The following is a 22,710-nucleotide window of genomic DNA, read 5'->3' as shown; positions in this document are numbered from 1 at the left end:
GATACGAGGGAATTACAATTCTTCCTTGTAGTCGTAGCCAAGTTCTTCAGCTAGTTTTGCGTATCCTTCACGTTCCAAACGCGCAGCCAATTCTGGACCACCTGAAAGGACAACACGACCTTCCATCATGACGTGTACCACATCAGGTGTGATGTAGTTCAAAAGACGTTGGTAGTGAGTGATAATCATAGCACCAAAGCCTTCACCTCGCATAGCATTCACACCTTTAGAAACAACTTTAAGGGCATCAATATCAAGACCAGAGTCAATCTCATCCAAAAGGGCAAAAGTTGGTCCCAACATCAAAAGTTGAAGAATCTCATTGCGTTTTTTCTCACCACCAGAGAAACCTTCGTTGAGGTAACGCTCAGCCATTTCTTCTTTCATGTTGAGTAATTCCATCTTCTCATCCAATTTAGTGATAAACTCACGAACTGAAATCTTCTCATCGTCTTCTTTACCAGCATTCATAGCTGCACGAAGAAACTCAGCATTGGTAATTCCAGGAATTTCTGATGGGTATTGCATAGCAAGGAAAAGTCCCATACGCGCACGCTCATCAACTTCCAACTCAAGGATGTTTACGCCATCAAACAAGACTTCACCTTTGGTAACTTCATAGTTTGGATTTCCCATGATAGCGGCAGAAAGAGTCGATTTACCTGTACCATTTGGTCCCATGATAGCGGCGATTTCTCCTGTTTTCAGGGTCAGGTTAACCCCTTTTAAAATTTCTTTTCCTTCAATCTCAACGTGAAGATCTTTGATCTCTAATACTGACATGATAGTTCCTTTCTTTTTCAAGGCCTTTACAGTTCTTACTGGAAACATACTTGATTTCCCTAGAAAATACGGTAAAAGGTCAATAAATATACTTTTATAGTATAACAAAAAAAAGCCTAAAAGGCTTTGATTTTGTCTAGAAGCTGAGGACTAGTCTTTTCCTTTTAAATGTTGGTCAATGACATCTACTATTTTACCCATCAAGTAACTAACTCGGAAATTTCTAAAGAGCAAAATGGCCCAAAAGGCTGCCATAATATAACGACCAGTCATCCAGGCTTCATTGAAAAAATAGGTCTCAGCAGCTGTAAACAGCGCGATGATAATAAATTGTTGTCTATTCATAAACTTATTGTATCATGAAATCTTTCTTTAGTCTTCCTCTACCTTCACTTTATCAGCCAAAAATTCAAATCCTTCTGGAATCAGGCTTTCTTCTGCTTCTTTTTCAGTTTGAGAAGATTTGGCTTTGGCTGAAAAGGCTGCGCGAACTTCTTTCCATTCCTCCATGGAAATGGCTAAAATCTCAGGTGAAAAACCTGCTGCCTGACTGAGGATGTTACCAAACATAGTGTTGAGATTGTCCCGTTTCATGGTTTGACCAGCATTGAAGTTAGACTCAAAAGCAAGAATAGCATGGTGTTCATTGGCCGCAACTGGTTGAGATCCGACTAGAAGAGCCTTGTCCGGCCCCCCTAGACTTTCAATTACTTCTCCCCAGGCATTCTGCAAACGAATCAGATTTTGACGTGCTAAATCAGGATTTTCAACGGCCTCTTGTAGGATCGATTGAACTTTATTGCGATCCACACGATAGATTGTCTTGCCCGTTGCTGGGCGACTAGGAGCTGGATTTGTTGGCTTAGATACGGTTCCCACATTTGCGAGTTCTTGTTTGAGACGGGCAATTTCCTGTCTCAGTGCAGAAATTTCACTTTCAACTGCCCCAGAAAGAGCTGGTTCAGGCTTAATCTCTGCCAAACGGATAGTCATCATCTCAGCATAAATCTTAGGCTGCAAACTAGACTTAATATCTGCTAAACTGACTGTCGCCAAGCGAATCATTTCAAACAGATTTTCTTGAGGAAGTGCCAAATTTTCTACAAAGACTGGACTATGATGAGTATTTTCTCCACCTGTTTGAACAATTAACAAATCTCTTAAATAGTGTAAAAGTTCGGTCACAAAACGAGTCATGCTCTTACCATTGTCAAAGAGAAGATTCAAGCATGCTAGGGCCTTTGGAACATCCTGTTGAGACAAGGCTGCCACATAATCATCCAAGGCTGATAGACTAATTGTGCCAGTAATTTCTTCAGAGATGGCAGTCGTCAGCTCGTTTCCCTGTGTCAAACTCAAGGCTTGATCCAAAATAGACAAGGCATCTCGCATTCCACCTTCAGCCCGTCTAGCAATGATTTCCACAGCCTCTGGTTCAGAACTGATATTTTCTTTGTCTAAGATATAGTGAATATGTTCCTTAATATCCTGTGTCTTAATTGATTTAAATTCAAAACGTTGCACACGGGATAGAATAGTCGCAGGTATCTTGTGCAATTCAGTAGTAGCCAAAATAAAGACCACATTCTGTGTTGGCTCTTCTAACGTCTTTAGGAGGGCATTAAAAGCTCCTGTAGACAGCATGTGAACCTCATCTATGATGTAAACCTTATAACGGGCAAGACTAGGAGCGTAGGTAGATTTATCACGAATTTCGCGAATTTCATCCACCCCATTATTAGAAGCCGCATCCATTTCAATGACATCTTCTAAACTACCATCCGTCACTGCCTGACAAATATAGCAGTTATTACAAGGTTCACCACCCACTTGATTTGGACAGTTCATAGCCTTGGCAAATATCTTAGCTACACTGGTTTTTCCCGTTCCACGAGGACCAGAAAAAAGATAAGCATGACTTATTTTCTCTTGCTCCACCGCTTGTTTAAGAGTCTTAGCCACAACTTCTTGACCAACCAACTGGGAGAAGTTTTGACTTCTATATTTTCGATAAAGTGCTTGATACATTAGGCTTTCTCCCCAAACATTGTAAAGTCCCATTCTGTCTTTTCAAGCAAAATAGCGACAAATTGTTCCAAATAATCTCGATCCATAGCATCATAATCATCAAACTCTGAAGAATCCAGATCCAGAACCCCGAGCAATTGACCATTCTTAACCATCGGAACAACAATTTCACTTTTAGCTCGACCATCACAAGAAATATAGTTGGGATAAGTCCTTACATCACCAACTAGAACCGTTTCCTGAAAGTGAGCTGCCTCCCCACAAATACCTTTTCCAAGTGCAATACGGATACAGGAAACACCGCCTTGGAAAGGACCTAAAACCAATTCCATTCCATCGAACAGATAAAAGCCTGCAAATACGGTATTAGGGAAGCGTGATTTTAGAAGAGCGCTGGCATTGGAAAGATTAGCCAAAACATTGGTTTCACCATCCAATAAAAAAGAGAGCTCTTCATTTAACATTTGATAACGTGATTGTTTTTCTGATTCTAACATAGAACTATTATATCAAAAAAGACTTACAGACAAAAGAAAAATCCCTTGTTAAGTAAACAAAGGATTTTGTGTATTTTCAATTTGATTAGAGTTCGATATCACCGAACAAGTCAGCCATTGAGAATCCTGTTTGTGTTTCTGGAAGTTCGAAATCACGTTTTTCTTGACGTTTTGGACGACGTGGACGAGCAGCACGTTTTTCTTCTTTTTGTCCTTCTTCTTGAGCTGGACGCTCTTCAAGAGCTTTGATAGAAAGTGATACGCGCTCTGCATCTGCGTTAACTTCAAGAACTTTAACTTTAACTTCTTGACCAACTTTAAGAGCTTCTTTTGGATTTTCAATACGTTTGTGTGAAATTTGTGATACGTGAACAAGTCCATCGATACCTGGCAATACTTCAACAAATGCACCGAAGTCAGTCAAACGTTTAACTGTTCCTTCTACTACATCACCTTTAGCCAATTTTTGCTCAACGCCATCCCATGGTCCAGGTGTTGTTGCTTTAAGTGAAAGTGATACGCGTCCTTCTTCTTCGTTAAGATCAAGGATTTTCACTTCAATTTCTTCACCAACAGTTACAACTGATTTTGGTGATACGTTACGTTCATGTGACAATTCAGTCAAGTGAACCAATCCGTCAACACCACCAAGGTCGATGAAAGCACCGAAACTTGTGATACGTGCAACTTTACCAGTTACTACATCACCAACAGCCAATTTACCGAATACTTCAGCGCGAGCTGCTGCTGTAGCTGCTTCAACAACTTCACGACGTGAAAGGATGAAGCGGTTTTCTTTAGCGTCAACTTCTTTGATTTTAGCATCAAATTCTTGACCTACAAAACGCTCAGTGTTACGTACGAAACGAGTATCCAACATTGAAGCTGGGATAAATCCACGAACACCTTCAAATTCTACTGAAAGTCCACCTTTAACGGCACGAGTTCCTTTAACAGTAACAACTTCTTCTTCGCGACCAACAAGTTTGTCCCATGCTTTGCGAGCTTCAAGGCGTTTTTTAGATACAAGGTATGTAACTGTATCAGTATCTTTACCAACTACTTGACGAAGTACAAGAACATCCAATACTTCTCCTACTTTAACAAAGTCATTGATATCTGCATCGCGATCGTTTGTCAATTCGCGAAGAGTCAAGACACCTTCAACACCAGTTCCAGAGATTGCAACGTTAGCTTGAGTCGCATCAACTGTCAATACTTCAGCACTAACAACATCACCAGTCTCAACTTGGCTAACGCTATTTAGCAAATCTTCAAATTCGTTCATCTAAAAAATCCTCCAACAATCAAGTTTTTCTTAAACTTGACATACTTATAATTTTTTTCCTAAGCACCCGCAAGGACATGTTCATATCGTTCACGTCTTTCAATTATAAAAATAAAATACCCTAAGATATTTTGCTTTTTATCTTGATCATTACCTAAGAACTGGGGTAGCTGGATTCGAACCAACGCATGAGGGAGTCAAAGTCCCTTGCCTTACCGCTTGGCTATACCCCATTGATGAAATGGAGAGAGAGGGATTCGAACCCCCGAACCCGAAGGAGCGGATTTACAGTCCGCCGCGTTTAGCCTCTTCGCTATCTCTCCTACAATCAACATGGACTATTATATCATGAAAATTTCAAAAAAACAAGACTTATTTTGCTAAATTATAATTTTCAATCAAAATTTCCACAGCTTTTTCCAATTTTTTATAAAAACTATCGACGTTTCCATTCTTTATGATGGCAAATTGTCCGTCTAATTCGGCAATTTCTCCGATAACTTTTTTACCAATTGTCAATGTATAGCCTTCAAAACTGTCTTTTCCTACATTAACCTTGGCATCTGCTACTTGAATTTCAATTTTTTTATCTTTCTTACTCATTTCATACCTCTCTTCACTTTTTCTATTTTACAAGAAAATCCCAAAACTAGCAAGAAAAAACTCTATATCGGGCTTGTCCGATATAGAGTTTTCCGCATTATTTAATGTGTTTTTCTAGTTCTTTTTGGTACTTACCATTTGATTCCAATTTTTCTTTTTGCCATTTTTTCAGTGCTTCTTCATATTCTTTTGTTGTAACAATATCTTTTTGCAATTTCATTCCTTTAAAGATATATGGGTCACCCTTAATACCAACTTGTGAGTATGGTTTTGAGAATGGCACGACATTACTTACAACTGGAGAACCACCAGATGAGGCTGTTGGCATCAATAATGAACTATCTGTCAACCAAGCTTGAGCCTTGGCATATTTTTCATAGCGTTCTTCAAGATTTGTAGTTTCTGAATCTGCATCATCCAATAATTTCTTATATTGGTCCAAACCAAGTTTAGCTACAACATCCTTATCTTTCCCTTTAGTAATACCAAGGTGTTTCATAGCAGAACCTGATTTAGGATCCATGATATTCAAGTAAGATGCTGGGTCTTGATAGCTTGGAGCCCATCCTGTACTGTTCAAATCATAATCTTTTTGAGAAGGAACACGCGCTTGAGAAGTGATTGTTTCCTTTTCATTATCTGTCATTTGAAGAACGTCGATAACAACATTTTCAGCACCAAGAGTTGATTCAATAGACTGTTTGAAAGAGTTGCTTTGTTGAACAGCGATGGTATCTGTTTGTTCAACTGGGACATCCAAGTGAATTGGGAATGTTACCCCTTTAGATTCCAAGTCTTTCTTAGCTTTTTCGAAAGCAGCTTTAGCCTTGTCAGGATTGTAGATAGAATCCTTACCGTCAACTAGCTCAACATCTTTCCATTGGTCACCATAGTTCACCAACTCTGCTTGAGCGATTTGACCAAAGTTTTTACCACCTGCTTGTACAAAGTTGTCAGGAACGAGGCTGTTACGAATAATCTTGTCCGCACCGTCTTCACCATTTAGCTGGGCAGCATAAGAATGGCGGTTGAAGGCAAAGTTGATAGCCTGACGGAAGTCCTTATTAAGCATAGCTTCTTTAGTAGAAGTCTTTTGCTCTTCACTTGTTTTCGCAGTTTTATTATATGATTGACGATTTACGTTAAAGGTGAAGTAATAACTACTTGAGTCCTGTGGGCTATAAGTGATTTTATCTCCGTATTGTTCCAAAGTTGAAGCAAAGTTTGAGCTACTTGGGAAGAGACGGGCTGTCGTATAGGCACCTGAAGAGAAGCTACGAATCAACGATTCCTGATCAGAACCATCGTAGTAAGTCAATTTGACCTTTTCAATTTTTACCTTTTCTTTATCCCAGTAATTTGGGTTTTTCTCGTATTCGATCAACGATTTAGAAGTCAAGGTCTTCAAGATATAAGGACCATTGTAAAGAATCCCTGCTGGAGTAACTGCTCCATAATCTTTACCTGATGCCTTCAAAAACTCTTCATTTACAGGCAACATCGTTGCTGTGGTGACTTTAGAGTTCCAGAAGCTTTCTGGTTTGTTTAGGGTATATTCAACTGTATAATCGTCCAAGGCCTTAACACCAACTGTAGAGAAATCATTGGTCTCACCAGTCATGTAGGCATCCAAGCCCTTGATTGAATTTTGGATGAGAGAGACACCGTCTGACTTACCGTCAGCTACGTGTTTCAATCCTGTTACAAAGTCATGGGCTGTTACTTCTGCATATTCTTCACCTTCAGAAGTGTACCATTTAACTCCTTTACGAAGTTTGTAGGTATAAGTCAAACCATCTTTTGACACAGACCAATCTTCAGCCAAGGAAGGAATAACATTTCCGTATTGGTCATTTTCCATCAAACCATCAACCACGTTCCCGATGACATCTGTTGTAGATGTACGAGTCGCTATACTATAGTCCAAAGATGCTGGATCTACTGCATAGACATATGAAAATGTTGTCGGTGCATCTGCTTCTTTATCAGCTTTTCCACAAGCTACTAAAAGAGCTGTTGTGCTCAGGACCACTCCTGCTGTTAAGAGCCACTTTTTCGATTTCATAAAAAATCTCCTTTAGTTTATTTTAATCTACTTTTACAATCCAACCTTCTGGCGCTTCAATATCGCCAAACTGAATTCCTGTCAATTCATCATATAATTTACGAGTCACAGGACCTACTTCTGTTTCGCTATAGAACACATGGAAATCATCACCGTGCTGAATTCCACCAATTGGAGAAATAACTGCTGCTGTACCACAGGCACCTGCCTCTACAAAACGGTCAAGGTTATCAATTGGGACATCCCCCTCAATAGGAGTTAAGCCCAAGCGATGTTCTGCCAAATAAAGCAAAGAATACTTGGTAATAGATGGCAAGATAGAAGGACTCAATGGTGTTACAAATTCATTATCAGCTGTAATTCCAAAGAAGTTAGCTGAGCCGACTTCTTCAATCTTTGTATGAGTTGATGGGTCTAGATAGATAACATCTGAGAAATGACGTGACTTGGCCAATTTCCCTGGCAAGAGACTTGCAGCATAGTTTCCACCAACCTTAGCCGCACCTGTACCATTTGGAGCCGCACGGTCGTATTCATCCTGAATCAAGAAGTTGGTTGGAACCAATCCACCCTTAAAGTAATTTCCAACTGGCATAGCAAAGATGGTGAAAATGTACTCTTCTGCCGGTTTAACCCCAATAATATCTCCGACACCAATCAAAAGAGGGCGAAGATATAAGGTTCCACCTGTTCCATATGGAGGTACATATTCTTCATTCGCACGAACAACTGCCTTACAAGCGTCTACAAACATTTCTGTTGGAACTTGTGGCATCAAGAGACGGTCACATGTCCGTTGCAGGCGTTTAGCATTTTCATCAGGACGGAACAGTTGAACACTACCATCCTTAGTACGATAAGCTTTCAAACCTTCAAATGCTTGTTGACCATAGTGAAGACTTGGAGAAGACTCTGAAATATGCAAGTTTGCATCCTCTGTAAGCTCTCCTTGATCCCATTGTCCATTTTTAAAATGAGCAATATAGCGATAAGGTAATTTCATATAGGAAAAACCGAGATTTTCCCAATCAATCGTTACTGTCATATTCCACTCCTTATTCTAAAAACCTATTTCTTTTATTCTACACTATTTTTCTAAAATAGCAAGTATATTTTGTAATTTTCAGAAAATTTCTTCAATAAAAAGAACCAGCTCTTAGAACTGATTCTTCATTTCACTTATTTAGCTTCAGTAAATACTTCTTTAAGATAAGCGTCAAAAACTTCTTCATCCGAAATCGTGTCAGAGATGAAGCTACCATTACTTGTGCGTTCTGACAGATTCAAGTCTTGTAGTCGACTTTCATAGATTGTTCCTTTGTTCGATTGGACAAGCAGCGTTTGGTCGTTCTCTTCCACTTCTGTACTGAAGAGATCACCAACAAATCCTTGCTCTGCAACTGATCCTGCTAAGAAGACACGATGCGGTTTGTTTTTCAACTCACGCAAGACTTGTAATCCTCGTTTGGCACGGCTGGTTGCTGGAATTTCCTCAATGGAAACACGTTTCAAACTTCCACGCTGAGTCAAGAGGTAGAAGGACGAGGTATTACAGATAAAGGCCGATTGGAGGACATCATCTTCTTTCAGGTTCATAGCCTTGACACCTGCTGCCTTGGCACCGACAACCGGAACCTCTTCAATATTGAAACGCAGTGCATAACCATTTTGGCTAATCAAGAGAACATCATCCAGTTTAATTGGAGCCACTGCCACAATCTGGTCTGTCTCGTCTTTAAGCTTAGCATACTTAACAGACTTAGACTTGTAGGTCCGCCATGGGGTGAATTCTTTTCGTTCTACACGTTTGATTTGACCAAGACGAGTCGCAGTAAAGTAGGTTGTCGCATCATCAAACTGATCCACGACTTCCACATAAAGGATTTCTTCGTTAGTTTCAAAGTTTGTAATAGTCTGGCTCAGATGCTCTCCGATGTCCTTCCAGCGAATGTCTGCCAATTCATGGATTGGTCGATAAATGACATTTCCAAGAGTCGTGAACATCAAAAGATGCTGGGTTGTCTTGGCAGATTGAACAAAGATTAAACGGTCATCATCACGTTTGCCAATTTCCTCTAGCGTTGAAGCTGCAAAAGAACGCGGGCTGGTACGCTTGATGTAACCTGCCTTGGTCACGCTGACATAGGTATCTTCCTCAGCGATCAGACTAGCTGTATCAATCTCGATTGCTTTCGCAGTGTCTTCTAAAGTGCTCAAACGCGGAGTCGCAAATTTCTTTTTAACCTCACGAAGCTCTTTCTTCATGAGATTGTACATAGTTCGTTCATCACCAATAATAGCCGCCAGCATAGCAATCTTCTCACGAAGTTCTGCTTCTTCTTCCTGCAAGACAACCACATCTGTATTGGTCAAACGGTAAAGTTGCAAGGTTACGATAGCCTCAGCCTGCTCCTCTGTAAAATCATAGCTGACCTTGAGGTTTTCCTTGGCGTCAGCCTTATTCTCGGATGAACGGATAAGGGCAATGACTTCGTCTAAAATCGAAATCACACGAATCAAACCTTCGACAATATGGAGACGTTTCTCAGCCTTTTCTTTGTCAAAGCGTGAACGCGCCAAAATGACTTCACGGCGGTGGGCGATATAGCTGGACAAGATTGGGACAATCCCAACCTGACGAGGTGTGAAATTATCAATCGCCACCATATTAAAGTTATAGTTGATTTGCAGGTCTGTGTACTTAAAGAGATAGTTAAGAACCAGCTCCGTATTGGCGTCTTTCTTGAGTTCGATAGCGATACGAAGACCGTCACGGTCAGATTCGTCCCGAACCTCAGCAATCCCAGCTACCTTGTTATTGACACGAACATCATCGATTTTCTTGACTAGATTGGCCTTGTTGATTTCATAAGGAATCTCAGTAATAACAATTTGTTCCTTACCACCTTTTAGCTTTTCAATCTCCGTCTTGGAACGAACAACTACGCGCCCTTTCCCAGTTTCATAGGCCTTCTTGATTTCATCACGACCCTGGATAATCCCTCCAGTCGGGAAGTCTGGTCCAGGCAAGAATTCCATGAGTTTATCAACCTTTGCAGTTGGGTGGTCAATCATGTAAACCGCTGCATCGATGACCTCAGCCAAATTATGGGGAGGAATGTCTGTGGCATAACCAGCCGAAATCCCAGTCGAACCATTGACCAAGAGGTTTGGAAAGGCTGCTGGCAAGACTGTCGGCTCTTTCTCGGTATCGTCAAAGTTCCAAGCAAAAGGAACGGTCTTTTTCTCGATATCCTGAAGAAGATAACCCGCAATCTCAGACAAACGCGCCTCAGTATAACGCATAGCCGCAGGCGGATCTCCGTCCATAGAACCGTTATTACCGTGCATTTCGACTAGAATCTCACGGTTCTTCCAGTCCTGAGACATACGGACCATGGCATCATAGATAGAACTGTCACCGTGTGGGTGGAAATTCCCCATGATATTACCGACAGACTTAGCAGACTTACGGTAGCTCTTGTCAAAGGTATTACCATCCTTATTCATAGAATAAAGAATGCGACGCTGAACCGGCTTCAATCCATCACGAATATCTGGCAAAGCCCGGTCTTGAATAATGTATTTTGAGTAGCGACCAAAGCGCTCTCCCATGATGTCCTCTAGGGACATGTTTTGAATGTTACTCATATAGGATACAGAGCCTGTAAAATACCAAGTGAAAATAGAAAATTCTTGAAGTAAGCAAGCTCACAAGAAAATTTATCTTTTTCACCCAGCATTTAGGGCGTGTTCAACTCCTTTCAAAGAATGTAGAGTATGTGTAATAATAAAAGGGTGTAGAAAGGATTAGTCCTGTGTTCAGTAACATTCAGTAACCAAACGACCCTTTCTGTAGTTTAAAATACGTTGCATAATTATTTAGTGATTAGGAAGTTTCTCCTCAGCATATCTCATCATCTTCTCAGCCACTTCCTTATCGTAGGCAAAGCCCATCTTTTGAGCAAGTATTTGAGCTTCTCTGTGGAAAAGTTGCATCGTAGCAAACAATGACTGAGTAAGTTTCTCTACACTTGAAAAATCAAGCAGAGCTGAGAATTCCTTCTCTTTCTCTGTAGGCAAATACTGGAAAAGATACTTGTAATTCTTACCGATGTCGACCTTTCCCCTATCACTTGCAACCTGCCAAGCTAAGATTTTCAGGAGTTCTTGTTGACAAATGCCATAGAGATGATCGGTCACATAAATAACTTGCTTACGACAGATTCCTTTGACCACGTAGGCTGACACCCACCAAAATTCATTGCAGGCTTTTTCAAAATCCTTTTCAGTAGCTGGGGTTATCCAGTAACGCTCTATATTTGGGAAATAGGCTTCAAATAAATTTTCTGGATCTTCCAAAACAGCAAATCCTGCCTCACTATCCACCCACTCTTGCATGTGTTCTTTAGGGCAAAGAGTCAAATCAATACGATTGCCATCTTCAAAAAGCATGAGATAGAGACGACGATGGTCAAGAGCAACCTCTTGCTCGATAATGCGTTTCCCAAACTGATTCAACCAAGAAAGGTCACTTGTCAGATTATCTAAATCTTCCACAATATAGACCAAATCATAGTCTTGAAATTCATCTTTTGGAGCTTTTGGACAAGCTCGCGAACCAGACATGGCGACAGCTTTGACTTGTAAAGTTTTGGCTGTTTGTAAAATCACATCGAGCATTTCTGTTTCAGTTCTCATGTTAATACCCATTCGTTAAAGACCGACTTAAAACACTGTCGCTTCTTCCAGCGTAAACTTGACATTATCCTCGATCCACTTACGGCGTGGTTCGACCTTGTCACCCATGAGGACATTGACACGGCGTTCAGCGCGTGCTAGGTCTTCGATCGTAACGCGAATGAGAGTGCGGGTTTCTGGATTCATGGTTGTTTCCCAGAGTTGGTCCGCATTCATCTCACCGAGACCTTTATAGCGTTGGAGGGTAGCGCCCTTACCGAACTGCTTGCGGAGTTCTTCTAACTCGCCATCTGTCCAAGCATAGGCCACTTCTTCTTTCTTGCCTTTACCTTTGGACATCTTGTAAAGAGGCGGAAGGGCAATATAGACATGTCCCGCCTCAACTAGCGGACGCATATAGCGGTAAAAGAAGGTTAAGAGAAGTGTTTGAATGTGGGCACCGTCGGTATCCGCATCGGTCATGATAATGATCTTGTCATAGTTGGCATCTTCAATAGAGAAGTCAGCCCCAACACCCGCACCAATAGTATAAATCATAGTGTTGATTTCTTCATTTTTGAGGATATCCGCCATCTTGGCCTTAGCTGTGTTGATAACCTTACCACGAAGTGGCAAGATAGCCTGGAACTTACGGTCACGACCTTGTTTGGCAGAACCACCGGCAGAGTCTCCCTCGACTAGATAGAGTTCATTCTTAGCAGGATTCTTAGACTGGGCTGGCGTTAATTTCCCAGACAACAAGCCCTTGTCTTTCTTGTTTTTCTTACCATTTCGGCTCTCATCACGCGCTTTGCGGGCCGCCTCACGGGCATCACGAGCCTTAATGGCTTTGCGAATAAGATTTGAAGCTAATTCACCATTTTCCATGAGGAAGAAGGTCAACCTATCAGCCACAATACCATCCACAACTGGACGAGCTAGGGGGCTACCCAATTTATCCTTAGTCTGGCCTTCAAACTGCAAATGTTCTTCAGGAACCAAGATAGAGAGAACGGCTGCTAGTCCTTCACGATAGTCTGAACCTTCAAGGTTTTTATCTTTTTCCTTGAGAAGACCTGTCTTACGGGCATAGTCGTTCATGACTTTGGTAATGGCAGACTTGAGTCCTGTTTCATGCGTTCCACCGTCCTTGGTGCGAACGTTATTAACAAAGGACAGAATGTTATCTGAAAATCCATCATTGTACTGGAGGGCGACTTCCACTTGGAAACCATTATCTTCCCCCTCAAAGTACAGAACTGGTGTTAAGGTTTCCTTGTCTTCATTAAGGTAGGAAACAAAGTCCTGCACCCCGTTTTCATAATGAAACTCAATCGCTTCATCTGTACGCTTGTCCGTCAGGGACAAGGTTACATTTTTCAAGAGAAAAGCTGATTCATTAAGGCGCTCTGAAATGATATTGTACTTGAAGTCTGTCGTAGAAAAGATGGTCGCATCCGGCATGAAAGTAACCTTGGTACCTGTTTTAGACTTGAGTGCTGTACCGATTTTCTTCAAAGTCGTGACAGGTTTTCCACCATTTTCAAAACGTTGCTTGTAGACTGCACCATCACGGGTAATTTCGACTTCCAACCAACTAGAAAGAGCGTTAACAACGGAAGAACCCACCCCGTGGAGACCACCAGATGTCTTGTAGCCACCCTGACCGAATTTTCCTCCGGCATGAAGAATGGTAAAGATTACTTCAACCGTTGGGATTCCCATAGCGTGCATTCCAGTCGGCATCCCACGACCATGGTCTTGAACCGTTAAACTCCCATCTTTATTGATTGTCACATCAATACGGTCACCAAATCCAGACAAGGCCTCATCGACAGCATTGTCGACGATTTCCCAGACTAGGTGGTGGAGCCCAGCGCCATCGGTCGATCCGATATACATCCCTGGACGTTTTCGGACCGCATCCAACCCTTCTAGCACCTGAATGGCATCATCATTATAATTGTTAATATTGATTTCCTTTTTTGACACAAGGAACCTCCTATTCGTTCATCTTTACTATTCTACAGGTTTTCCAAGGATTTTGCAAAATTTTTCTTTCTCCGGTGTGACAATTTCAGAAGAGATTCTCTGCCTTTCTTCTCCATTTCATGATATAATAGGAGTATGATTACAATAGTTTTATTAATCCTAGCTTATCTGCTGGGTTCGATTCCGTCTGGTCTCTGGATTGGACAAGTATTCTTTCAAATCAATCTGCGCGAGCATGGTTCTGGTAACACTGGAACGACCAATACCTTCCGCATTTTAGGCAAGAAAGCTGGTATGGCAACCTTTGTGATTGACTTTTTCAAAGGAACCCTAGCAACACTGCTTCCGATTATGTTTCATCTTCAAGGAGTTTCGCCTCTCATCTTTGGACTTTTGGCTGTCATTGGACATACCTTCCCTATCTTTGCAGGATTTAAGGGAGGCAAGGCTGTCGCAACCAGTGCTGGAGTGGTTTTCGGATTTGCACCTGTCTTCTGTCTCTACCTTGCAGTTGTTTTCTTTGGAACCCTCTATCTTGGTAGTATGATTTCACTATCTAGTGTCACAGCATCTGTCGCGGCTGTCATCGGAGTTCTACTCTTTCCACTTTTTGGTTTTATCCTGAGCAACTATGATCCTCTATTCATCGCTATTATCCTAGCACTTGCTAGTTTGATTATCATTCGTCATAAGGACAACATCGCTCGTATCAAAAATAAAACTGAAAATCTTGTCCCTTGGGGATTGAACCTAACCAACCAACATCCTAAAAAATAAAACGCCAGTTCATTCTGAACTGACGTTTTTTGTATGCTTATTTTGATTTGATATAGTTGATACCATCTGCTTTTGGTGCAACTGCTTTTCCAAAGAAGGCTGCCAAGACAAGAATTGTCAAAACATAAGGTGCGATTTGAAGATAAACCGCAGGCACTCCTTGTAGGAATGGCAATTGAGAGCCGATAACAGCCAAACTTTGTGAAAGTCCAAAGAAGAGACTAGATAGCATGGCTCCGATTGGATTCCATTTCCCGAAGATCATTGCAGCAAGAGCGATAAATCCAGGTCCAACAATAGTTGTTACTGAAAAGTTAACTGAGATGGATTGAGCATAAATCGCTCCGCCAATTCCACCTAGAAAACCGGAAATAATAACTCCAAAATATCTCATCTTGTAGACATTGATTCCCAAGGTATCCGCTGCTTGAGGATGTTCACCGACAGAGCGAAGACGAAGACCAAAACGAGTCTTAAAGAGGATAAACCAAGCAAAGAATGAGAAGGCAATCGCGATATAACCTAGCAGACTTGTTGACTTGAAGAAGATATCACCAATCACTGGGATATTTGCCAAGAATGGGAAATCAAAGCGTCCAAAAGTCTGACTTAGGTTGTCGGTTTGTCCTTTGTTATAAAGTACTTTCACCAAGAAAACAGCCAAGGCTGGGGCCATCAAGTTCAATACCGTACCGCTGACAACATGGTCTGCACGGAAATGAACCGTCGCTGCTGCGTGGATGATAGAGAAGAGTCCTCCAACCAATCCTGCTACAAGCAAGGATAGCCATGGAGTTGCTGCTCCAAATTGTTCTGCAAATTCAAGGTTAAAGACAACTCCAGAAAAGGCACCCATAACCATAATTCCTTCAAGACCGACGTTTACCACACCACCACGTTCAGAGAAAACACCACCAATACTTGTAAAGATGAGAGGTGCTGAGTAAATCAGCATAGAAGACACCAAGAGGGTGAGCAAGGTTGTAATAGACATCTTTACTTACCTCCTTTAACTTGTTTTTTCGGTTTGACAAAGCGTTCGATAAGGTAATGAACACTGACAAAGAAGATAATAGACGCTGTTACAATGCTGACAAGCTCAGACGGTACCTGCGCCGCATTCATACCAGGAGCTCCAACTTGGAGAACACCAAATAAGAAGGCTGCAAATAGAATACCAATTGGTGAGTTGGCCGCAAGCAGACTAACCGCCATTCCGTTAAATCCGACAGCTAATGACGCCCCCTGAACATAAACGTTCTGGAAGGTTCCCAGACCTTCAACAGCTCCACCAAGACCTGCCAAGGCACCTGAGATAATCATTGAGAGGATAATCGTTCTTTTTGCAGAAATACCAGCATATTCTGAAGCATGTGGATTCAGACCAACCGCACGGATTTCAAAACCAAGAGTCGTTTTCTTGAGCATGAACCAAATAACTGCAACGGCAATGATGGCAAAGAAAATACCAATATTCATCCGCGAATTACCAGTCAACTCAGCTAACCAAGGTGTCTGGTAGGTTGCATTAGCCCCAACACGAATGGTCGAATCTGTACTTTGCATGAAGTCTTTAGGGAAAGCATGGATAAAGGCATTCCCTACATGCAAGACAATGTAGTTCATCATGATGGTTACGATAACCTCTGACGTCCCTAGATAGGCTCTAAGAATACCTGGAATCGCTCCGACAATCCCACCAGCAATCAGGGCAATCACGATAGTTGCTAGAATCATCAAGGGACGTGGCATATCTGGATGAGACAAGGCAAACCAACCACTGAGAATCCAACCTGCCAAAGCCTGACCAGGAAGCCCGACGTTAAAGAAACCTGCGCGACTGGCAACGGCAAAACCCAGACCAATCAAGACCAAAGGCCCCATAGCACGGAAGATTTCTCCAATCCCACGCAGACTACCAAAGGCTGTATAGAACAATTCTTCGTAGCCCCAAATAGCATCATAACCGAAGATCCACATGACAATGGCTCCGAGTAAAATTCCTAGGAATACAGAAATCAAGGGAACCGAAATTTGTTGTAATTTTTTAGACATCACTCTTCTCCTTTCCCAAGTTTCCACCAGCCATCAAGACACCAAGCTCTTGTTTATTGGTTGTTTCTGGTGATACAATACCTTGAATCTTACCATCATGGATAACAGCAATACGGTCTGAGACGTTTAAAATCTCATCCAATTCAAAGCTGACAACAAGGACAGCTTTACCATTATCACGCTCTTCAATCAAGCGTTTGTGGATATATTCAATAGCACCGACATCCAAACCACGAGTTGGCTGGCTGACGATAAGGAGATCAGGATCACGATCAATTTCACGAGCAATAATTGCTTTTTGTTGATTTCCTCCTGAAAGTGCAGCTGCAGGAACAAATTCACTGGCAGCACGAACATCAAACTCTTCCATTAGCTTTTTAGCATAAGAGGTAATATTTGAATAGTTCAAAATTCCATTTTTACTATGTGGTTCTTTATAGTAGGTTTGAAGGGCAATATTTTCAGAAATCATCATTTCCAAAATCAAGCCATCACGGTGACGGTCTTCTGGAACGTGCCCAACACTCAATTCTGTAATCTGACGTGGGGGCAATCCTACAATTGAATCTCCTTTTAGCTCAATGCTACCAGATTCAACCTTGCGAAGACCTGTAATGGCTTGAATCAGTTCAGACTGACCATTTCCATCAATCCCTGCAATACCAACAATCTCTCCAGCACGAACATCCAAGGAAAGATTTTTCACAGCTGGGACACCGCGGTTTTCATTGACCACCAAATCTTTGATTGACAAGACCACTTCTTTTGGTTGAGAGGCTTGCTTCTCTGTTTTAAAGGAAACAGAACGACCTACCATCATTTCTGCCAAATCAGCATTGGTAGCTCCTGCAATTTCGACTGTTTCAATTGATTTCCCACGACGGATAACTGTAACGCGGTCAGAAACTGCACGAATCTCATCCAACTTGTGGGTAATCAAGATAATTGATTTCCCTTCTTTGACAAGATTTTTCAAAATAGCCATCAATTCATCAATTTCTGATGGGGTCAAGACAGCCGTTGGTTCATCAAAGATAAGGATATCAGCCCCCCGATAAAGGGTTTTTAAAATTTCTACACGTTGTTGGGCTCCAACTGAGATATCTGCTACCTTGGCAGAAGGGTCAACAGCTAAGCCATAACGTTCAGAAAGAGCCTTGATTTCTTTGCTAGCTCCAGCGATATCTAGCACACCATTTTTAGTCAATTCACTACCTAAAATGATGTTTTCAGCCACTGTGAAGGCTTCTACCAACATAAAGTGCTGGTGAACCATTCCGATTCCCAAGCTAGCTGCTTTAGATGGTGAGTCGAGGTTAACAACTTGACCGTTGACCGCAATTTCACCACTTGTTGGTTCAAGAAGGCCTGCTAACATGTTCATTAGCGTAGACTTACCAGCCCCATTTTCTCCTAAAAGTGCATGAATTTCACCTTTTCGTAGGTGCAAGTTGATTTTGTCGTTGGCAACAAATTCACCAAACACCTTGGTAATATCACGCATCTCAATGACATTTTCGTGTGCCATGTGCTCTTCCTTTCAGAGTCTTATTTTATTTCAATAAAACTTGCTAGTTTCTCTAGTAGCAAGCTTTACTGAGACAAAATGACTTTGTCTCAACTCTTAAAAAAGCGGCCGAGGGCCGCTTCCTAAGAAATGACTTCCATCCGTTATTTTTCAGGAACTTTTACGCTTCCATCAAGGATTTTAGCTTTAGCATCTTCGACAGCTTTTTTACCTTCTTCTGAAAGGTTTGTCACTGCCAAGTCAACCCCTTTATCTTTCAATGAGTAAACGATCACTTGACCGCCAGGGAATTCACCTTTTTCTGCCTTGTTAGCAATATCTTTTACAGTTGTACCAACTTGTTTCAAAGTAGATACAAGAACAAAGTTTGATTCTTTACCATCTTTAGAAGTGTATTTACCTTCTGCTTCTTGGTCACGGTCAACACCGATAACCCAAACTTTTTCATTTTCAGGACGGCTTTCGTTAAGTGATTTTGCTTCTGCAAAGACACCTGCACCTGTACCACCAGCTACTTGGTAAACAATATCTGCACCAGCTGCGTATTGTGCAGCTGCAATTGTTTTACCTTTAGCAGCATCACCAAATGAACCAGCGTAGTCAACTTGTACTTTGATAGATGGGTCTACTGACGCAACACCAGCCTTGAATCCTGCTTCAAAACGAGAGATAACTTCTGACTCCATACCACCTACAAAACCAACTTGTTTTGTTTTAGTTGTTTTAGCTGCTGCAACACCCGCAAGGTAAGCAGCTTCGTTATCAGCAAACGTTACGCTAGCAACATTCTTTTGATCTTTAATCACATCATCAATCAAGACATAGTTCAAATCAGAGTGGTCTTTTGCTGCTTCTTCAACCGCATTGTGAAGGGCAAAACCAACACCGAAGATTAGGTTGTAGCTTCCAGCCGCTTGTTGCAAGTTGTTAGCGTAGTCAGCTTCACTTGTTGATTGGAAGTAAGTGAAACCTTTATCTTTTGAAAGATTGTGTTCTTTACCCCAGTCTTGCAAACCTTCCCAAGCTGATTGGTTGAATGATTTGTCATCAACACCACCAGTATCAGTGACGATTGCTGCTTTTGTCTTCACATCAGAAGATGAAGCTGCGTTACGAGAAGAGCGGTTACCACATGCAGCAAGTCCAACTGCTGCCACTGCAACTAGACCAAGGCCTAGCCATTGTTTCTTGTTCATTACTGAACCTCCTAAATAAGATGTGCAACGATGTTGCAAGTATGGATTGGTTGGCCACAAGGACCGTGCCACTCAGAGAGCGACTCAGACTAGTTTAAGTCTGTAAAAGAGTATGGAAGTAACTCCCCGACCGTCATCTCGACCGTCGATTTATCTTTTGCGACTAAGGTCACTTTTAGATCTTGTTCAAAAAATTCAGCCATCACTTGGCGACAAGCACCACATGGCGAGATTGGTTTTTCAGTTTGTCCATAAACAATCAATTCGGAAAACTCTCTTTGGCCTTCGGAAACTGCTTTAAAAATCGCTGTACGCTCTCCGCAGTTGGTCAAAGGATAGCTAGCATTCTCAATATTGACACCTGTATAAGTGCTACCATCTTTTGTCACTAAAACAGCTCCGACTGGAAAATGAGAATAGGGCACATAGGCTTTCTTGCTGGTTTCAATTGCTAGTTCAATCAACTCAGTAGTCGCCATCAGCCAATTCTCCTTTTAAAATGGCTACCCCAGCTGACGTTCCAATACGGGTCGCCCCTGCTTCTACAAATGCAAGAGCATCTGCATAAGAACGAGCTCCGCCGGCAGCCTTGACACCCATTTCTGGTCCAACTGTTTCACGCATTAATCTAACATCTGCTACCGTAGCACCACCAGTTGAAAAGCCAGTTGAAGTTTTTACGAAGTCAGCTCCCGCTTTTTGAGCTAATTGGCAAGCCACAACTTTTTCTTGGTCTGTCAGAAGGCAAGCTTCAATAATGACTTTCACTAACTTGTCACCACTTGCTTCTACTACTGCGCGAATATCCGACTCAACCAAATCAAGATTACCTGTTTTGAGAGCTCCAACATTAATCACCATATCAATCTCATCTGCACCATTTTGGATAGCTTCCTTGGTTTCAAAAGCTTTCACAGTTGAAGTTGTTGCTCCCAAGGGGAAACCTACTACTGTGCAGACCTTGACATCTGTGCCTTCAAGCCCTTTTTTAGCATGTTCAACCCAGGTCGGATTAACGCAAACACTGGCAAAATCATACTCTCTAGCTTCAGACAACAAACAATCAATTTGATTTACTGTCGCATCTTGTTTCAAAAGTGTATGATCGATATATTTATTTAATTTCATATTCGGATTCTCCTGCAGTTTATGAGATTATTTCTATGATTTCTCGTAAACTTTGCACACTATCATTTATTTTAACATATTTTTGAAAATCTGTAACTAGCTGAGGAGAAATTTTTCCATTTGTGTATACTTTTGCAACAATTTCTCCCTTTTGAACGGAATCTCCAACTTTCTTTTCAAAAACAATTCCTGTCTCATAGTCCAAGGCATCAGACTTGACTGCACGGCCTGCCCCCAGTCTCATAGCATAAAGCCCAAATTCCATAGCTGGAAGAGCTGAAATGACACCCGTTTCATGAGCAGGGATTTCCACCACATGGGTAACATTGACAGGACGATAGAGGTCTTCCAAGTCTCCACCTTGGGCTTGGACCATTTCCTCAAACTTAGCCAGCGCTTGACCATTCTCAAGGTGTTGGCGAACTTCTTCCACTGTCTTGTTCACATTAGCCAAACCAAGCATAATTTGAGCCAATTCGCAGATAAAGTGGGTAATATCCTGACGGCCTTGACCTTGTAAAATCTCCAATGCCTCAAGGATTTCAAGGCGATTTCCAATCGCTCGTCCCAAGGGCTGACTCATATCGGTAATGACTGCAACTGTTTTACGGCCTACTGCTTTCCCTAAATCCACCATGGTTTTAGCCAATTCACGCGCCTCATCAACCGTCTTCATGAAGGCACCCTCACCGACAGTCACGTCTAGCAAAATAGCATCAGCCCCTGCCGCAATTTTCTTGCTCATCACCGAACTCGCAATCAAAGGAATCGTGTCAACAGTTGCGGTCACATCACGAAGGGCATAGAGAAGCTTATCCGCTTTGACCAGCTGGTCTGATTGCCCAATGACAGATACACCAATATCCTGAACTTGATGAATGAAATCCTCTTGACTACGTTCTACTTGATAGCCCTTGATTGATTCTAATTTATCAATCGTTCCACCCGTATGGCCGAGACCACGACCACTCATTTTCGCGACTGGAACTCCAAAACTCGCTACTAAAGGAGCTAAAATCAAGGTCACCTTGTCACCAACACCACCCGTAGAATGCTTGTCAACCTTAACCCCATCAATAGCTGATAAATCAAACTCTTGCCCTGTCTGAACCATTTTCATGGTCAAATCAGATATTTCTCGAGTCGTCATTCCTTTGAAATAAACAGCCATAGCAAAGGCAGACATCTGATAATCAGGGACAGTTCCTGACACATAGCCTTCAACTAGCCATTCAATTTCACTCGAAGTCAGTTCTTGACCATCTCGTTTTTTTTGGATTAAATCAACTGCTCTCATTCTTTCACACTTCTAAGGATATAATATCCCTTATCTTTTTTGACGATTTCACAATTGCCAAACACTTCCTCCATCTTTGACTTGGCGCTTGGAGCCCCTTGTTTTTTCTGGATAACGATTGTTAAATCTCCACCAGTTTCCAAGAAATCTTTACTTTTCTCAATGATTTCATGAACCACTTGCTTGCCCGCACGGATAGGAGGATTTGAAATGACATGGTCAAATGTGCCTTCAACTTGTTCATAGATGTTGGACTGGAAAATCGTCGCTTCTACTTTATTTCGTTCAGCATTTTGTCGCGCCAAATCCAAGGCACGATTATTGATATCAACCATGGTCGCCTGAACCCCATAAGCCTTAGCCAAGGATAAGCCCAAAGGCCCATAACCACACCCTACATCAAGGACAGTCTCTCCTTGGTTGACCTCTAGACACTTGAGCAAGAGTTGACTGCCAAAGTCAACCATTTTCTTGCTAAAAACACCCGCATCCGTCAAAAAGGTCATTTTTTCTCCCAACAAGTCCACTCTTAACTCATGAATGTCGTGAGCAGCATCAGGATTTTCTGCATAATACATTTTACTCATGAAACTATTTTACCATAATTTGACTTAAATTGTAAATCGTTTACAAATTGATCATAAAACAAAAAAGACTGAAGAAAGCGGCTCTATAATATTTGTAGTGGGTAACCCCCTATAGATATTATAGAGCCGATTTTTGTGTAGAAAAAAAGTCCCATAAGATCTATAATGAAAAGCGATCAAACAACTCATTAGAAAGATTCATATGG

Annotated in this window: 20 protein-coding genes and 2 tRNA genes; 1 reads left to right on the top strand and 21 read right to left on the bottom strand. The window is 41.7% G+C overall.

Features of this window, described 5'->3' with window-relative positions; genetic code table 11:
- Nucleotides 1-12 precede the first annotated feature (12 nt).
- From sufC to parE, 13 genes are all read right to left on the bottom strand, one after another.
- The gene (gene sufC / locus QM818_RS00110) at nucleotides 13-783 is read right to left on the bottom strand and encodes a Fe-S cluster assembly ATPase SufC (protein WP_033685054.1); all 771 of its coding nucleotides are present in this window, start codon (nucleotides 781-783) and stop codon (nucleotides 13-15) included.
- 150 nt (nucleotides 784-933) lie between these two features.
- A complete protein-coding gene (locus QM818_RS00105; RefSeq protein WP_001081602.1) occupies nucleotides 934-1,128 on the bottom strand; it encodes a DUF3272 domain-containing protein in 195 nt (64 codons plus the stop codon).
- Between the two features lie 27 nt (nucleotides 1,129-1,155).
- Nucleotides 1,156-2,811 carry a DNA polymerase III subunit gamma/tau gene (dnaX, locus tag QM818_RS00100; RefSeq protein ID WP_023947793.1) on the bottom strand — a complete coding sequence of 552 codons (1,656 nt, stop codon included), beginning with the start codon at nucleotides 2,809-2,811 and terminating at the stop codon, nucleotides 1,156-1,158.
- The gene (locus tag QM818_RS00095; RefSeq protein ID WP_414299755.1) at nucleotides 2,811-3,308 is read right to left on the bottom strand and encodes a GAF domain-containing protein; all 498 of its coding nucleotides are present in this window, start codon (nucleotides 3,306-3,308) and stop codon (nucleotides 2,811-2,813) included. The genes dnaX and QM818_RS00095 overlap by 1 nt, the downstream gene beginning before the upstream one ends.
- An 85-nt stretch (nucleotides 3,309-3,393) precedes the next feature.
- Entirely contained in the window at nucleotides 3,394-4,596 is a 1,203-nt protein-coding gene (gene rpsA / locus QM818_RS00090; protein ID WP_001001630.1) for a 30S ribosomal protein S1, read from the bottom strand.
- 161 nt (nucleotides 4,597-4,757) lie between these two features.
- Nucleotides 4,758-4,829: transfer RNA gene (locus tag QM818_RS00085), tRNA-Gln, on the bottom strand.
- Between the two features lie 9 nt (nucleotides 4,830-4,838).
- Nucleotides 4,839-4,919, bottom strand: a tRNA-Tyr gene (locus tag QM818_RS00080).
- Between the two features lie 49 nt (nucleotides 4,920-4,968).
- Nucleotides 4,969-5,199, bottom strand: coding sequence for a DUF2969 domain-containing protein (locus QM818_RS00075; RefSeq protein WP_000037113.1), 231 nt, complete (start codon nucleotides 5,197-5,199; stop codon nucleotides 4,969-4,971).
- 97 nt (nucleotides 5,200-5,296) lie between these two features.
- A complete protein-coding gene (locus QM818_RS00070) occupies nucleotides 5,297-7,264 on the bottom strand; it encodes a peptide ABC transporter substrate-binding protein (protein ID WP_000837410.1) in 1,968 nt (655 codons plus the stop codon).
- Nucleotides 7,265-7,286: 22 nt separating this feature from the next.
- The gene (locus tag QM818_RS00065; protein ID WP_000218997.1) at nucleotides 7,287-8,309 is read right to left on the bottom strand and encodes a branched-chain amino acid aminotransferase; all 1,023 of its coding nucleotides are present in this window, start codon (nucleotides 8,307-8,309) and stop codon (nucleotides 7,287-7,289) included.
- A gap of 134 nt (nucleotides 8,310-8,443) precedes the next feature.
- The gene (gene parC, locus QM818_RS00060) at nucleotides 8,444-10,915 is read right to left on the bottom strand and encodes a DNA topoisomerase IV subunit A (RefSeq protein WP_261081137.1); all 2,472 of its coding nucleotides are present in this window, start codon (nucleotides 10,913-10,915) and stop codon (nucleotides 8,444-8,446) included.
- Nucleotides 10,916-11,146: 231 nt separating this feature from the next.
- Nucleotides 11,147-11,965, bottom strand: a complete 819-nt coding sequence (locus QM818_RS00055; protein ID WP_261081136.1) for an aminoglycoside 6-adenylyltransferase — start codon at nucleotides 11,963-11,965, stop codon at nucleotides 11,147-11,149.
- A 27-nt stretch (nucleotides 11,966-11,992) separates the two neighbouring features.
- Nucleotides 11,993-13,936, bottom strand: a complete 1,944-nt coding sequence (gene parE, locus QM818_RS00050) for a DNA topoisomerase IV subunit B (RefSeq protein ID WP_265473297.1) — start codon at nucleotides 13,934-13,936, stop codon at nucleotides 11,993-11,995.
- 135 nt (nucleotides 13,937-14,071) lie between these two features.
- Between parE and plsY the strand changes: the two genes are divergently transcribed.
- Nucleotides 14,072-14,713, top strand: a complete 642-nt coding sequence (plsY, locus tag QM818_RS00045) for a glycerol-3-phosphate 1-O-acyltransferase PlsY (protein WP_023946481.1) — start codon at nucleotides 14,072-14,074, stop codon at nucleotides 14,711-14,713.
- A gap of 37 nt (nucleotides 14,714-14,750) precedes the next feature.
- Here the strand turns inward: plsY and QM818_RS00040 are convergent, their stop codons facing one another.
- The 8 genes from QM818_RS00040 to QM818_RS00005 form a co-directional block, all read right to left on the bottom strand.
- On the bottom strand, nucleotides 14,751-15,707 hold the full coding sequence (locus QM818_RS00040; RefSeq protein WP_023946479.1) for an ABC transporter permease: 957 nt from the start codon (nucleotides 15,705-15,707) through the stop codon (nucleotides 14,751-14,753).
- 2 nt (nucleotides 15,708-15,709) lie between these two features.
- On the bottom strand, nucleotides 15,710-16,768 hold the full coding sequence (locus QM818_RS00035) for an ABC transporter permease (RefSeq protein ID WP_265473322.1): 1,059 nt from the start codon (nucleotides 16,766-16,768) through the stop codon (nucleotides 15,710-15,712).
- Nucleotides 16,761-18,296, bottom strand: coding sequence for an ABC transporter ATP-binding protein (locus QM818_RS00030; protein WP_414299754.1), 1,536 nt, complete (start codon nucleotides 18,294-18,296; stop codon nucleotides 16,761-16,763). Before QM818_RS00030 ends, QM818_RS00035 begins: the two co-directional genes overlap by 8 nt.
- 143 nt (nucleotides 18,297-18,439) lie before the next feature.
- Nucleotides 18,440-19,492: a BMP family lipoprotein gene (locus tag QM818_RS00025; RefSeq protein WP_261081422.1), complete on the bottom strand. Its 1,053-nt coding sequence runs from the start codon at nucleotides 19,490-19,492 to the stop codon at nucleotides 18,440-18,442.
- A gap of 89 nt (nucleotides 19,493-19,581) precedes the next feature.
- Complete coding sequence (locus QM818_RS00020) at nucleotides 19,582-19,971, bottom strand: cytidine deaminase (RefSeq protein WP_033686672.1); 390 nt, start codon at nucleotides 19,969-19,971, stop codon at nucleotides 19,582-19,584.
- Nucleotides 19,958-20,620, bottom strand: a complete 663-nt coding sequence (gene deoC, locus QM818_RS00015; protein ID WP_033686673.1) for a deoxyribose-phosphate aldolase — start codon at nucleotides 20,618-20,620, stop codon at nucleotides 19,958-19,960. Before deoC ends, QM818_RS00020 begins: the two co-directional genes overlap by 14 nt.
- 19 nt (nucleotides 20,621-20,639) lie before the next feature.
- Nucleotides 20,640-21,917, bottom strand: a complete 1,278-nt coding sequence (locus QM818_RS00010; protein WP_064276995.1) for a pyrimidine-nucleoside phosphorylase — start codon at nucleotides 21,915-21,917, stop codon at nucleotides 20,640-20,642.
- Nucleotides 21,914-22,504, bottom strand: a complete 591-nt coding sequence (locus QM818_RS00005) for a class I SAM-dependent methyltransferase (protein ID WP_004258798.1) — start codon at nucleotides 22,502-22,504, stop codon at nucleotides 21,914-21,916. The genes QM818_RS00010 and QM818_RS00005 overlap by 4 nt, the downstream gene beginning before the upstream one ends.
- Nucleotides 22,505-22,710: the final 206 nt, after the last annotated feature.

The sequence above is a fragment of the Streptococcus mitis genome, from assembly GCF_047464035.1.
GTDB classification, from domain to species: Bacteria; Bacillota; Bacilli; order Lactobacillales; family Streptococcaceae; genus Streptococcus; species Streptococcus mitis_DX.
Note: the sequence above shows the minus strand (reverse complement) of the source record. Positions and strands in the feature narration are given on the sequence as shown.

Coding starts and splice junctions, on each gene's coding strand:
- sufC (WP_033685054.1), bottom strand. CDS start 783: ATGTCAGTATTAGAGATCAAAGATCTTCACGTTGAGATTGAAGGAAAA.
- QM818_RS00105 (WP_001081602.1), bottom strand. CDS start 1,128: ATGAATAGACAACAATTTATTATCATCGCGCTGTTTACAGCTGCTGAG.
- dnaX (WP_023947793.1), bottom strand. CDS start 2,811: ATGTATCAAGCACTTTATCGAAAATATAGAAGTCAAAACTTCTCCCAG.
- QM818_RS00095 (WP_414299755.1), bottom strand. CDS start 3,308: ATGTTAGAATCAGAAAAACAATCACGTTATCAAATGTTAAATGAAGAG.
- rpsA (WP_001001630.1), bottom strand. CDS start 4,596: ATGAACGAATTTGAAGATTTGCTAAATAGCGTTAGCCAAGTTGAGACT.
- QM818_RS00075 (WP_000037113.1), bottom strand. CDS start 5,199: ATGAGTAAGAAAGATAAAAAAATTGAAATTCAAGTAGCAGATGCCAAG.
- QM818_RS00070 (WP_000837410.1), bottom strand. CDS start 7,264: ATGAAATCGAAAAAGTGGCTCTTAACAGCAGGAGTGGTCCTGAGCACA.
- QM818_RS00065 (WP_000218997.1), bottom strand. CDS start 8,309: ATGACAGTAACGATTGATTGGGAAAATCTCGGTTTTTCCTATATGAAA.
- parC (WP_261081137.1), bottom strand. CDS start 10,915: ATGAGTAACATTCAAAACATGTCCCTAGAGGACATCATGGGAGAGCGC.
- QM818_RS00055 (WP_261081136.1), bottom strand. CDS start 11,965: ATGAGAACTGAAACAGAAATGCTCGATGTGATTTTACAAACAGCCAAA.
- plsY (WP_023946481.1), top strand. CDS start 14,072: ATGATTACAATAGTTTTATTAATCCTAGCTTATCTGCTGGGTTCGATT.
- QM818_RS00040 (WP_023946479.1), bottom strand. CDS start 15,707: ATGTCTATTACAACCTTGCTCACCCTCTTGGTGTCTTCTATGCTGATT.
- QM818_RS00035 (WP_265473322.1), bottom strand. CDS start 16,768: ATGTCTAAAAAATTACAACAAATTTCGGTTCCCTTGATTTCTGTATTC.
- QM818_RS00030 (WP_414299754.1), bottom strand. CDS start 18,296: ATGGCACACGAAAATGTCATTGAGATGCGTGATATTACCAAGGTGTTT.
- QM818_RS00025 (WP_261081422.1), bottom strand. CDS start 19,492: ATGAACAAGAAACAATGGCTAGGCCTTGGTCTAGTTGCAGTGGCAGCA.
- QM818_RS00020 (WP_033686672.1), bottom strand. CDS start 19,971: ATGGCGACTACTGAGTTGATTGAACTAGCAATTGAAACCAGCAAGAAA.
- deoC (WP_033686673.1), bottom strand. CDS start 20,620: ATGAAATTAAATAAATATATCGATCATACACTTTTGAAACAAGATGCG.
- QM818_RS00010 (WP_064276995.1), bottom strand. CDS start 21,917: ATGAGAGCAGTTGATTTAATCCAAAAAAAACGAGATGGTCAAGAACTG.
- QM818_RS00005 (WP_004258798.1), bottom strand. CDS start 22,504: ATGAGTAAAATGTATTATGCAGAAAATCCTGATGCTGCTCACGACATT.